At 36.8% G+C, this 12,720-nt stretch carries 19 protein-coding genes; all 19 read left to right on the top strand.

Annotated features, from left to right (window positions below; all coding sequences use genetic code 11):
* Positions 1–21 precede the first annotated feature (21 nt).
* The 19 genes from ACYQ73_RS04585 (at position 22) to ACYQ73_RS04495 (ending at position 12,715) form a co-directional block, all read left to right on the top strand.
* Entirely contained in the window at positions 22–1,107 is a 1,086-nt protein-coding gene (locus ACYQ73_RS04585; RefSeq protein ID WP_460011351.1) for a phage coat protein, read from the top strand.
* Between the two features lie 15 nt (positions 1,108–1,122).
* Entirely contained in the window at positions 1,123–1,518 is a 396-nt protein-coding gene (locus ACYQ73_RS04580; RefSeq protein WP_460011350.1) for a hypothetical protein, read from the top strand.
* Complete coding sequence (locus ACYQ73_RS04575; RefSeq protein WP_460011349.1) at positions 1,512–1,874, top strand: hypothetical protein; 363 nt, start codon at positions 1,512–1,514, stop codon at positions 1,872–1,874. Before ACYQ73_RS04580 ends, ACYQ73_RS04575 begins: the two co-directional genes overlap by 7 nt.
* Positions 1,874–2,377, top strand: coding sequence for an HK97 gp10 family phage protein (locus ACYQ73_RS04570; protein WP_460011348.1), 504 nt, complete (start codon positions 1,874–1,876; stop codon positions 2,375–2,377). The genes ACYQ73_RS04575 and ACYQ73_RS04570 overlap by 1 nt, the downstream gene beginning before the upstream one ends.
* Positions 2,367–2,789, top strand: coding sequence for a phage tail terminator family protein (locus tag ACYQ73_RS04565; protein WP_460011347.1), 423 nt, complete (start codon positions 2,367–2,369; stop codon positions 2,787–2,789). The genes ACYQ73_RS04570 and ACYQ73_RS04565 overlap by 11 nt, the downstream gene beginning before the upstream one ends.
* 5 nt (positions 2,790–2,794) lie before the next feature.
* Positions 2,795–2,986: a hypothetical protein gene (locus tag ACYQ73_RS04560; RefSeq protein WP_460011346.1), complete on the top strand. Its 192-nt coding sequence runs from the start codon at positions 2,795–2,797 to the stop codon at positions 2,984–2,986.
* 1 nt (position 2,987) lies between these two features.
* Positions 2,988–4,310, top strand: coding sequence for a phage tail sheath family protein (locus tag ACYQ73_RS04555; protein WP_460011345.1), 1,323 nt, complete (start codon positions 2,988–2,990; stop codon positions 4,308–4,310).
* A 14-nt stretch (positions 4,311–4,324) separates the two neighbouring features.
* Positions 4,325–4,840 (top strand): phage tail tube protein, encoded by a 516-nt coding sequence (locus ACYQ73_RS04550; protein WP_460011344.1) that lies wholly within the window; start codon positions 4,325–4,327, stop codon positions 4,838–4,840.
* A gap of 53 nt (positions 4,841–4,893) precedes the next feature.
* Positions 4,894–5,124: a hypothetical protein gene (locus ACYQ73_RS04545; RefSeq protein ID WP_460011343.1), complete on the top strand. Its 231-nt coding sequence runs from the start codon at positions 4,894–4,896 to the stop codon at positions 5,122–5,124.
* 4 nt (positions 5,125–5,128) lie between these two features.
* Positions 5,129–5,560: a phage tail assembly chaperone gene (locus ACYQ73_RS04540; RefSeq protein WP_460011342.1), complete on the top strand. Its 432-nt coding sequence runs from the start codon at positions 5,129–5,131 to the stop codon at positions 5,558–5,560.
* A gap of 41 nt (positions 5,561–5,601) precedes the next feature.
* Positions 5,602–5,760: a hypothetical protein gene (locus ACYQ73_RS04535; RefSeq protein ID WP_460011341.1), complete on the top strand. Its 159-nt coding sequence runs from the start codon at positions 5,602–5,604 to the stop codon at positions 5,758–5,760.
* 74 nt (positions 5,761–5,834) lie between these two features.
* On the top strand, positions 5,835–6,398 hold the full coding sequence (locus tag ACYQ73_RS04530; RefSeq protein ID WP_460011340.1) for a DUF4352 domain-containing protein: 564 nt from the start codon (positions 5,835–5,837) through the stop codon (positions 6,396–6,398).
* Positions 6,399–6,455: 57 nt separating this feature from the next.
* Entirely contained in the window at positions 6,456–8,714 is a 2,259-nt protein-coding gene (locus tag ACYQ73_RS04525) for a tape measure protein (protein WP_460011339.1), read from the top strand.
* Positions 8,707–9,387: a LysM peptidoglycan-binding domain-containing protein gene (locus tag ACYQ73_RS04520; protein WP_460011338.1), complete on the top strand. Its 681-nt coding sequence runs from the start codon at positions 8,707–8,709 to the stop codon at positions 9,385–9,387. Before ACYQ73_RS04525 ends, ACYQ73_RS04520 begins: the two co-directional genes overlap by 8 nt.
* Entirely contained in the window at positions 9,380–10,342 is a 963-nt protein-coding gene (locus tag ACYQ73_RS04515) for an XkdQ/YqbQ family protein (RefSeq protein ID WP_460011337.1), read from the top strand. The genes ACYQ73_RS04520 and ACYQ73_RS04515 overlap by 8 nt, the downstream gene beginning before the upstream one ends.
* A gap of 1 nt (position 10,343) precedes the next feature.
* Positions 10,344–10,604, top strand: coding sequence for a DUF2577 domain-containing protein (locus ACYQ73_RS04510; RefSeq protein ID WP_460011336.1), 261 nt, complete (start codon positions 10,344–10,346; stop codon positions 10,602–10,604).
* Positions 10,604–11,011 carry a DUF2634 domain-containing protein gene (locus tag ACYQ73_RS04505; RefSeq protein ID WP_460011335.1) on the top strand — a complete coding sequence of 136 codons (408 nt, stop codon included), beginning with the start codon at positions 10,604–10,606 and terminating at the stop codon, positions 11,009–11,011. The genes ACYQ73_RS04510 and ACYQ73_RS04505 overlap by 1 nt, the downstream gene beginning before the upstream one ends.
* Entirely contained in the window at positions 11,011–12,066 is a 1,056-nt protein-coding gene (locus tag ACYQ73_RS04500; RefSeq protein WP_460011334.1) for a baseplate J/gp47 family protein, read from the top strand. The genes ACYQ73_RS04505 and ACYQ73_RS04500 overlap by 1 nt, the downstream gene beginning before the upstream one ends.
* Entirely contained in the window at positions 12,059–12,715 is a 657-nt protein-coding gene (locus tag ACYQ73_RS04495; RefSeq protein ID WP_460011333.1) for a putative phage tail protein, read from the top strand. The genes ACYQ73_RS04500 and ACYQ73_RS04495 overlap by 8 nt, the downstream gene beginning before the upstream one ends.
* Positions 12,716–12,720: the final 5 nt, after the last annotated feature.

Raw genomic sequence — 12,720 nt, 5'->3', positions numbered from 1 at the left:
TTAAAAGGATGGTATAAATAAATGACAAAATTTGATGCTAAATCGTTTAATCCGCAGGCGTTCGGTCAATATGTAGACCGTATTCCAAATCTAAAACGAAATGAACTATTGAAATCTAAGGCACTGAAACCAAGTTCTGAAATTCGTAGTTTATTTAGTTCACAAACTACAACAGCTTATGGTCGTATTCCTATGTTCGGTAATTTAGACGGTGCAGCACTTAACTACGATGGTCAAACAGACATCACAGCTACAAGCACTGAAACATATGAGCGTGGTGTAGTTGTATACGGCCGTGCAAAAGCATGGATTGAAAAAGACTTCTCAGAAGATATTACAGGTGGTGTTGACTTCATGGACAATGTTGCTCAACAAGTAGCGCAATATTGGGAAGAAATCGATCAAGACGTGTTGTTATCGATTCTAAGTGGTGTTTTTGCGATGACAGGTGCTAAAAATCTTGAATTTGTAACAAATCACACATATGATATTACAACAAAAACAGGTGAAGACTCTCAAGGTAATCCACTTAACAAAGTTGGTCCAGCAACACTTAACAATGCTATGCAACAAGCATGTGGTCAAAACAAATCTAAATTTGCAATTGTTATCATGCATTCAGCAGTAGCAACGAATCTTGAAAACTTACGACTGTTTAAATATCTACAATACACAGATGCTGACGGTATTCAACGTGATCTATCAATTGGTACATGGAATGGCCGCATTGTATTAGTTGACGATTCAATGCCATTCGAAGAAGTAGCCGAGAGTGGTGGCAATCCAGCTCATACAAAATATACAACTTATGTACTTGGTGAAGGTTCATTTGATTACGAAGATATTGGCGCAAAAGAACCATATGAAATGGCTCGTGATCCAAAAACAAATGGTGGTCAAGATACGCTGTATAGCCGACAACGAAAAGTATTAGCACCATACGGCATCTCTTACGAAAAGAAAGTTCAAGCTACTTTATCACCAACAAATACTGAACTTGCGGACGGTAAGAACTGGGCATTAGTGAACAACGATGGTAATGGTGCTGCTCTTAAAACTATCGACCACAAAGCTATTCCGATTGCTCGTGTCATTTCTCAAGGATAAAGGATGGTGTAAGCCATGCTAGAAGATGTTAAGAAACGGTTGAAATCGCTTGGTATAAGCGTATCCAGTGAACCAAACAGCCAAGATGAATTATTACTGAACTTTTGCATCATCAAGGTAACTAATCATGTAAACAATCAAACAAATCTATCTGAAATTCCTCAAGGACTCCACGAAATTGCAGTGGATATGGTCGTTGGGGAATTTTTATATAACAAAAAGTCAATGGGTGCCTTATCTATAGACACATTAGATTTTGATTTGATTGCAAAACAGGTTCAAGACGGTGACACAAACACTGTCTTTGCTATCGAAGCAAATAGTACACCAGAAGCTCAATTCAATACCTTTATTGCCTATCTACAGCACAACGAAGTAGATTTTGTTCGTTATAGGGTGATGTTATGGTAAGCGCAAGACGTAAGGCATTAGAAAGGCTTTGGAGAGGGAATTGTACAGTAAAGGCGTGGCGAGAGGCAGAAGACCCAATTACTCATGTTACAAAACATGATGAAGTGACACTGTACAAGGACCTTAAGTGTAAGTTATCTCATGAAAAGCTAACGAGCGCTTCCTCAACAGGTGGGCCAGCTATAATTGCTGAACAAATCAAACTTTCATTAGGTAATGAATATGAAATACTACCCGGATGTAAAATCATTGTCACTCAGGATAAAGTAACTGAAAAGTATACTCGTTCTGGGAAACCAGGTATCTTTATGGATCATCAAGAAATTGTCCTAGAGTTATTTAAGGAGTATGCATAATGGGCAGAGGTGGACGTGTTGATTATCGGCAGCTGAAAGCATTCGAACGAAAGTTGGCGAAACTGGCTGAGTCAGATTATAAAAAGTTTTGTGAGGCTGCCGCCAAAGAATTGGCTGCTAGATTGCTTGCTAAAGTTATAAAACGCACTCCTGTTGGTATCTACGAAGATGGCACTACTGGCGGTACTTTAAGGCGTGGTTGGACTGCAAAAAGTCATCGCGAAGCTGAGTTAAGCACAACATTTGGCGGAGGAAATGGAGTAAAGAAATTTGCAGATTCATTAAAAACTAAAAAGGTTGGTAGTGTTTACGAAATAGAGATAATCAACCCAGTGGAATATGCGTCTTATGTAGAGTTCGGCCATAGAACAAGAAATCATGAAGGATGGGTTAACGGGAGATTCATGATGACAATTTCAGCAGATGAAGTAGAACAGCAAGCTCCTGTAATACTTGAGAAAAAGCTTTATACAATGCTAAAGGAGGCTTTCGATGGAGATTAATGATATTCAAAACGCTATATCCGTTAAGCTTCACGAAGCTTTCGGAGTAGATTACAAAAAGTATATAGATGAAGTTCCACAGGGGTTTAAGACTCCTGCTTTTTTAATTCAATTTTTAAACCTAGAACATATAAGACGAATCGGCAATCGGTGGAAGGTAACGACATTATTCAATGTGCAGTATTTTCCTAGAAACGGCTTGTCTGAGGCGTCTAATATGACATTGAAGGTACAACAAGCACTGAAAGAAATAACACTGTTAAATGGCTCGCTAATGCTTAGTACAGGAGCTAACAGCGAAGTTGTTGACGGTATAGGTCATAACTTTATTCATTTTAATTTCTTCTTACAGGAAATTGAAGAGAAGATTTTTATGGGTTCGCTAGAACAACACATAAAAACGAGAGGGTGAATGCGGTGGCTACAAAGAATGATGCTAATGAGGAAGAAGCGAAAAAGGCGCATGAATTTACAAAAGCACAAATCGTAAAAAGTAATAAATACATGGCTCGTCGAGATGCATTAAATGCATTATTGGAAGATGGTAAACAGTACTCATTCACCAAAGTGGATGGGATTTTAAAGAAATTCGATAAGGGAGGTAAATAAATTGGCATTAGGTGGAGGTCCATTTTTAACACAAAACAAAGTATTACCAGGTACGTATCACAATTTTATTAGTAAAGCCCGTGCATTTGTAAATCTAAGCGATCGTGGTTATGTAGGTCTGCCGATACCTCTAGATTGGGGCGTGGACGGTGATGTATTCGCAGTAACACAAGAAGATTTACAAAAAGATTCTCGTAAAATCTTTGGATATGATTACACTGATCCAAAACTAAAAGGTGTTCGTGATGTATTCAAAAATGCTATTACAGTATTTTTCTACAAGCTTGCTGTAGGTGCGGTAGCTGCTAAAAATGAATACGCAACAGCGAAGTACAAAGGTGTTCGAGGAAATGACATTACGATTGTTATTCAAGCAAATGTTGATGAACCAACGAAATTTGATGTTCAAACTCTATTAGCTAACGTATTGGTAGACGAACAAATTGCTGTTGCTAAAGCTACTGATTTAAAAGCTAATGATTTCGTTACATTTAAGCCAGATGCAACACTTACATTAACAGCTGGCACACCATTAGCTGGAGGTTCAAACGGTTCTGCTATCACAGGTGGAGCACACCAAGAGGCGTTAGACGCTTTAGAAGCTTACGGCTTCAATACGTTAGGTTGTTTATCTTCGGATAACCTAATTAAATCTTTATATATCGAATACACAAAACGTATTCGCGACCAAGTAGGTGGCAAGTTCCAACTCGTCGGGCATAAATTAGGAGCTGCTGATCACGAAGGAGTTATCGATGTTCCTAACAATGCTATTGGTGATAACGAAGAAGTATTCGGTGCAGTGTACTGGGCAACTGGAGCACAAGCTGGTGTGGCGGTTAATAAGTCTAATACGAACAAAAAATACGATGGAGAACATTCTCTTGATATGTCTGAAACAAAGACACAGGCTCAACTTACAGAGCTTTTAAAAGGCGGAAAATACGTATTCCATCGCGTCGGTGATGACATTCGAGTATTAGAAGATATTAATACTTTCACAACGTTCACAGTGGATAAAAATGAAGATTTCAGCATGAACCAAGTTATTCGTGTTCTGGATCAAATTGCAATCGATACAGCGCATCTATTCAATACCCGTTATCTAGGTCAGGTACCAAATGACCAAGACGGTCGTATTTCTTTATGGAATGATATCGGCGCACATCGAATGGAAATGCAACGTATTCGAGCGATTCAAAATTATAACAAAGATGATCTTACTGTAGAACAAGGAGAATCTAAGAAAGCTGTCGTGGTAAATGAAGTTGTGGACCCAACAGTAGCAATGTCACAACTTTATATCACAACGATGGTGGCCTAAGGGAGGTAATCATAATGAAATCAAACAAAATGCTAATTCCACTGGATATTCAGTATTTCGCTAATACAACCATGCATGCTCGTGATGCCATTCATGGTGCACAAGGGCGAGCGTATGTAACGATTGAAAATAATCGTTATCTATTTGCTCAGTTGATTAATTTAGAAGCCAACATGGAAAAAACTAAAACACAAGTACCAATCATGGGACGCATTAGTAAAGGTAATAAAGCAACAGGCGCTGAGTATTCAGGTAGTGCAACATTCTACTTCAATACATCGATATTCCGTAAGTTATTAAAACGTTACAAAGATACTGGTGAGGATGTTTACTTCGATATTCAAGTAACCAATGAGGATGGTTCATCAACGGTTGGTCGTCAAACAACTATCTTAATAGATTGTAATATGGACGGTGGCATCATCGCGGCATTAGACGCTGATGCAGATTACTTAGAAGATTCCATTGACTTTACGTTTGAGGATTGGGATATGCCTGAAGAATTCTCTACGCTTAAGGAAATGTTGTAAGAACGGAGCTCACGATGTGGGCTCTTTTTAAATTTAGAAAGTGAGGATTCATCATGAAAAAATCTATTATGCCGTTTGTAGGTCGACCGAAAGAAGGTCAATCGTTAAATGAACATTTTGCTGAGATATATAAAATGATAGGAAAACATTTTGAAAATCAAGCAGATATAATGGCTGGTGATGTAAATGAGCTAACAACCCAAGTTACATTAACGATTTACTTGAATCCTAACGAATATGTAACTATTGATAAAACAACAAATCAAATTGTGATTGGAGAGTAATAACATGTCAAATTTAACTGCATTTTTAGCACAAAACGCATTAAAACCCGAGAATGAGAAGGTTGTCGTATCGAAACGATTTATTAATCCTGAAACTAAAAAGCCAATGGAATGGGAAGTCGCTGCCATCACTTCTGATGAAGATGATCTACTACGAAAAGACAATACAAAACGCATGCCTGTACCAGGTAAAAAAGGTGTGCTAGTGCCAGAAACAAACTACACAGCATACTTAGCTGATTTAGCTGCTAAATGTACTGTATTCCCTAATCTACATGATGTGGAGCTACAGAAATCATACGGAGTAATGGGTGCTAAAGAATTATTGAAAAAAATGTTGTTACCAGGTGAGTATGACGAATTCTTAGCAACTGTACAAAAAATCAACGGTTTTGACGTTGGTATGGATGAATTAGTAGAAGAAGCAAAAAACTAATTGAGGACGGCGACTATGATGCAAATATCGCTTACTATTGTTTGCATAAATTACATAAGTGGCCGTCCGAATATGATGCTCTACCAAGGCATGAAAAAGCGTTTGTTATAGCCGCTGTACAAATAAAGCGTGAAGCTGATGAACAACAGGAGAAGGATGCTAAAAAACGTGGTAACGGCAAAGGACGAAGAAAACGATAAATAACCAATTATGCCAATTTGATATAGTGTTATCTCTTCATATTATGTATATTTGTGTATGAGGAGGGATATAGATGAAAAAAATTATCTATTTATCTACGCTATGTCTATTATTGGTAGGTTGTGGGAATGACACTACAAATAATCCATCTTCTGAAAAAGTTGATAAAGATAAAGTAGAAGAAAAAAGTCAAAAAGAAACGAAAGAAGAGCAAACAAATAAAGGATTCGATCTTAAACAAGTTGGCGAAAAATTCACCTTGAAAGATTGGGAAGTTACGTTAGAATCTTTTAAGTTTGATAAATCAGTTAGTGACGGTCAAATGTCATCTTCAGCTGATGAAGGTAATAAATTTTTATTACTGAATTTTAAAATAACTAATAATGGAACAGAAGCTGATAGTTTAATAAAGAATGGTGGTGGAACATCAATAAAGGCAGTTTATAACAATAAATATGATTATGATACTTCAGTTACTTTAATTGATGGTGATTTACATCACCAAAATATACGACCGTTATCGTCATCAGAAGGCTTTGTAGTTATAACTGTACCGGACACAGTGGTAGAAGGTAAGGAAAGCATAAATCTTTTCTTAGAGAATGAAAAAGACAAAGTTCAAATAAATATTCGATGACAACGAAAAGCATCCTTTTTTAGGGTGCTTTTTATTTTGCCAAAAGGATGTGATTTCTTGGCTACAATACGTACAGCGATTCAAATACAAGATCAATTGAGCCAACCAATGCGAGCGATGCATAACGCTGTTTCAATGATGGTAAATCAAATGGAAGCTATGCATGCGGCATCTGGACAAATGATGAATACGTCTAGTATTGGATTAGCGCGTAGAGAATTAGCAATGGCTGCAGACGCTATGAATAAAATTGAAGGTGAGGTTAATGGAGCAGCTACAGCACAACAGAGATTTACCAATAACATTAGGGATGGCACAAGTGCTACCGACGGATTATTAGGTAAAATCATGGGGATAGCAGCTGCATATTTAAGTTTTCAAACAGTTGGTAATATTTTTGCTTTATCCGATGAATTGACAAATACAACTGCACGACTAGATTTAATAAATGATAAATTACAAACAACAGACGAATTACAACAAATGATCTTCGATAGTGCTCAACGCTCTCGAGGTGCTTATTCAGATACAGCTGACATGGTTGCTAAATTAGCAATGAATGCTGGCGAAGCTTTCAAATCTAATACAGAAACTATAGCTTTCTCAGAATTATTAAACAAACAATTTGTTATAGCTGGAACAAATATCGAAGGTGTTCAATCGGCAACGTTACAACTAACGCAAGCAATGGGAAGTGGTGTATTACGTGGTGAAGAGTTGAACGCTGTGTTTGAAGCTACTCCTAACGTAATTCGAAATATCGCTGACTATTTAGGTGTTTCTATTGGCCAGATAAGAAAAATGGCTAGTGATGGAATGATAACTGCTGACATAGTAAAAGCATCTATGTTTGCTGCTGCTGATGATATTAATAAAAAATTCGAAAGTATGCCAATGACATGGGCTCAATTATGGACAAGTTTCAAAAATGAAGCACTATGGGCATTTCAAGGTGTATTAGTCAAATTAAATGAAATCGCTAATAGTGATAGATTCAAACAGATGATACAAAATTCAATTACTGCTTTAAAACAAATGGCTGATGTAGCTATATTCGCAATGGATATTTTGGCAGCTGGAGGAAGTTTTATTTATGATAATTGGTCTTTGATTGCACCTGTATTATGGGGCGTAACAGCCGCAATAGTAGCGTACGGGGCTGCTCTTTTGATAACAAAAGCCGCAGAGATTGCTTCTACTATTTGGTTAGGACTCAAGACGCTGGCTCTCGGACTAATGACAGCATCTAGTTGGGCTGGTGTGCAAGCGACAATGGGTTTAACAGCTGCTCAATGGGGATTAAATGCTGCATTAATGGCAAATCCAATATTCATTATTATTATGGCTATTATTGTTCTTATAGGGATAATTTATATCGCTGTTGCTGCAATAAATCACTTTGCAGGAACATCGATAAGCGCTACCGGAATAATTGCTGGCGCTTTTATGGTTTTAGGAGCAGTGATTTATAATGTAGTAGCTTATATGTGGAATATGTGGGCTTCCTATGTAGAGTTTTTTGTTAATGTGTGGAAACATCCGATGTATTCAGTGAAAAGATTGTTTTACAATTTAGCCTCAAATGTATTGGATTCAATAATTGCGATGACAAGCGGTTGGGATGGTTTCGCTACGAATTTTGTAAATGCAATGATAAGTGCGGTTAATGGGGCAATTAAAGCTTGGAATTGGTTTGTTGATTTGTTACCAGCAGATGTTGCCGCAAAGGTGGGTATAGGAAAAGGTACCGAGTTCTCCCATAGAACTTCTATCACAAGTGATTTGAAAAATGCGAAAGGTGCGTTGAAAGGTTTGATTGGAGAAGCTCCTGCGGATTACTGGGAAGCACCTAAAATGGAGATGAAGTCTTTAGGCGCCGCTTATGATACAGGTTACAACTGGGGAGCTAATTTATTTAGTAGTGATAAAAATGTCGATAAGAGTAATTCTAGCAAAGCAATTGAAGATGCAATGAAAAATGCTGGCGCGGGTGCTGGAAAAGGTACTGGTAAAGATGCTAAAGGCCTAGGAGACAAGTTAGATAAAGGAAACCGTAACGGTGGTAAAACAGCTGGCAATACAGCAAAAATGGCTAAGTCGATGGAAGGTTCGGGTGAAGATTTAAAATATCTACGTGATATCGCTGAAAGAGAAGCAATCAATCGTTATACTACCGCTGAGATTAAAATAGATGCTCGAAGTGAAAATCATATCAACAATGAAATGGATATTGATGGTGTCATCGATCGATTTACTGAAAAAGCTGAAGAGGCAGCACAAATGTTAGCAGAAGGAGGTCCAACAGAAGATGTATAACTTTTTTGTAGACGGTGTACAGTTTCCTGTTGCACCTGCTGAACTTAACACAAAAATCAATGGACGGAACGAAACTGTTGTGTTGATGAATGAAGGTGAAGTAAACGTAATAAAGAAACCAGGGCTAACGGATATTGACTTTGAGGTATTACTCCCAAACGTCAAATATCCGTTTGCTATTTATCCGAATGGTTTTCAACCAGCTACATTTTATCTCGAAAAACTCGAAAAATTAAAAATTTCAGATAAGCCTTTTCAGTTTATTGTTAACCGCATGATGCCTAACGGGAATCTGCTTTTTGACACTAACATGACAATGACCATAGAAGATTATGAGATTAAGGAATCTGTTGATTATGGCTTTGATGTGATGGTAAATATCCAGTTGAAACAATATCGAGCATACGGCAATAAACGAATTGTCATACAGCCCACTACGAAGCCTAGTAGTACATCTAACACTACAACCACACAAAAGGCTGTAGTAGAGCAAAAACGTCCTACAACAGGCAAAGAGAAGCCGAAAACACATACTGTAGTCAAAGGTGATACTTTGTGGGCAATTGCTAAAAAATATTTAGGTGATGGCTCGAAACATACAGAATTAGCAAAGTTGAATAACATTAGCAATCCAAACGTTCTAAAAGTTGGGCAGGTGATTAAACTTGGCTAAATCAAAGCTATTCATTATGAGTAGAGGGCGTATCTTTGAATGTGCTGTTGAAGAAGGTGTTGAGTGGGAAACCCATCGAAAAGGAACCCCAGGTAAATTGACATTCAACATTGTTAAAGATGAAGTACTTGGTTTTTACGAGGGTGATGCCGTTCGTTTTGATTACGATGGCCATAAGATATTTTTCGGATTTGTCTTCACAAAAAAGCGTAATGACAACCGTATTATAAGCGTTACTTGCTATGACCAATTACGATACTTTAAAAACAAAGACACCTATGTATATGCCAAAAAAACAGCTGCTCAAGTGTTACAAATGATCGCAAAGGATTTCAAACTTCAGACCGGCATTGTTGCTAATACAAAGCATGTCATAGCTTCTAGAGTTGAAGACAATCAAGAACTGTTTACTATTATGGATAACGCTTTATCAGATACAACTCTAAGCTCTGGTGATTTATATGTGCTGTATGATGACTATGGCTCATTAAATTTACGTAATATCAAAATGCTTAAATCTGATTTGTTGATTGATATGGATTCTGGTGAATCGTTCGAATATACAACATCCATTGATGAAAACACCTATAACAAGATCAAATTAGTTCGTGAAAATAAGAAGACAGGTAAACGCGAAATTTATATTGCTCAAGATAGTTCCAAAATCAATGAGTGGGGCGTCTTGCAAATGACTGATAAACTCGATGAAAAAGCGAATGGTAAAGCAAAAGCTGATAGTTTGTTGAAACTTTATAATCAGAAATCTCGCAAGTTACACATTAATAAAGCGTTCGGTGATCCAAAGATTCGCGGAGGGAGCCAAGTTGCTGTTCAATTGTATCTTGGTGACATAACGGTAGCTAATTTTATGATGGTCGAAACGGTAAAACATACCTTTAATGAGTCTTCCCATCACATGGACTTAAAACTAATTGGCGGTGATTTCATTGCGTGATATGACCGACATTTTAAACCTTATTAAAAAGATTGCAATAGACGCTGTAAACTCACAAAAACTTACTGATATCGTTTATGGCACTGTCATTAGTACAAGTCCTCTGAAGGTCCAAATTGATCAAAAATTAATTCTAGAAGAAGCACATTTAATGTTGACCAGTGTTGTTAAAGATTATGGCTTAATACAAGGCGACAAAGTAACAATGATCCGTGCTCACGGAGGTCAACAATATTTAATTATCGATAAAGAGGTGGTTTGATGATTCCAAATCAAAGTTTGAATGACGAGTTAGTGATAGATTTTGAGGAAGAAGTACAACCAACTCGAACTTATCGTATGGATCATGTAAGAAATAGAATTGTAGGCTATACGGATGGTAAGGAAGCGATGGAACAAGCAATTTACAAAGCGATGGGTACTGAGCGTTATGAAAATATTATTTATAGTTGGAACTTTGGAGCTGAAATAGCGAAGTTATTCGGAAAACCTATTCCTTATGTGTACAGCGAATTACAACGCATTACTAAAGAATGCTTACTAATTGATAACCGTATAAACGAGCTATCAGATTTTAATTTCAGTCACAAAAAGAATAAGGTTTTTATGTCCTTTACCGCACATACCGTTTATGGAGAAATCTCAATAGAAAGAGAGGTGGATATTTGATGTTTGAGCAAATTACCCATGAAAACATATTGGATAACACTTTAAATGAAGTTAAAAATGATGTAGACAAACGAGAAGGATCCATTATCTTTGATGCCATATCACCACATGCGAAACAATTGTATGAATTGTATTTCTCGATGGACGGTATGATACAAGAAATGTTCGGTGATACCGCGTCTCGTGAATTTTTAATTAAATTATGCAAAGATAGGGGCATTGCACCAGAATCGGCTACAAAAGCGATTAGAAAGGGCGAATTTAACATTAACGTCCCTATAGGCGCTCGTTTTAGTTTAGATACTTTAGACTATGTAGTTACTGAAAAAATAAGTGAAGGTATCTTTAAATTGAAGTGTGAAACTGCAGGGATTTTAGGTAATTATGATTTTGGGAATTTAATTCCTATAGATTACATTGATGGTCTTCAGATAGCCGTTTTAGCCGAAGTTTTAATACCTGGGGAAGATGAAGAACCTACAGAAGATTTAAGGAAACGCTATTTAGAAAGCTTTGATGCACTTGCATTCGGTGGTAATCGAAAAGATTATAAGGATAAGGTGCATAGTCTACAAGGAGTAGGCGGCGTTAAAATGTATCGGGTAAGAGAAGGTATTTATAACGTTAAGATAGTTGTTATGGATGCTCAATATCAAACACCATCTTCTGTAATGTTAGATAATCTTCAAACTGCTATTGATCCAGAAGTTAATCAAGGAGAAGGACTAGGTATTGCACCAATTGGTCACGTGGTGAAGGTTGTTGGTGTTACCAAAACACTAGTTGATTTAACATTCAATATCACGTTTGATGTCGGCTATGATTGGGCGGTAAGTGAATTAGATTTCCAAGCAATGGTCGATGATTATTTCTTAGAATTAAAAAAAGATTGGGAAGATAATTCACAACTAGTCGTTAGAATCGCTCAAATTGAATCACGAGCTCTAGGAATTGATGGGGTAATAGATATACGTGATACATTGATTAATGGTGTCGCCGATAATCTAATACTTGATGAAAATACGATTCCGGCAAGAGGTGTCGTCAGTGAATGATTATTTAGATAAAGAGATTGATTTATACCCTTTACTACCACCAACAGTTAATGAATTTAAAGAGTTTCAGGAAATTACTCGAGTTGAAAGTGCTAATTTTAACAAAGTTCGTTTGCAGTTAATCGATATTTTTAAATTTCGGTTTGTTCATGAAACAAATGAAAAAGGTGTGCTTTTGTGGGAAAAGATGCTGAAGTTGAAGCGTCGAACAACAGATACGTTGGAGGAAAGAAAAAATCGTATATTAACAAAAATTAATAACAAATTGCCTTATACAATGCGAACGTTAAAACAATTGTTAAATTCTTTATGCGGTGAAGAAAATTATAATGTGTTACTTAATCCACATACTTTTGAGTTACACTTTGAATTTTATAGCAAAATTACAGATGTCCATCATTTGAAGAAAACATTAGAAGATATGATTCCTTTGAATTTATGGTTACATTTTCTTTATGTAATTAATGTACCAGCAATTAGAGTTAGTGCTCGTAATCATGTTTATCCAGTTGTTTACCCTGTAACGAATCAAGCAATTACAACTGACAATAGTATTGGTGTAAGTAGTGAATCTAAGATTGATATTCCTTCAAAATCGCACGGTTACAAAGTCATTTATCCAGTTACGGGTATGGCATTTTCTTATTAAGAGGT

Source organism: Lysinibacillus sp. CTST325 (assembly GCF_054665055.1).
Note: the sequence above shows the minus strand (reverse complement) of the source record. Positions and strands in the feature narration are given on the sequence as shown.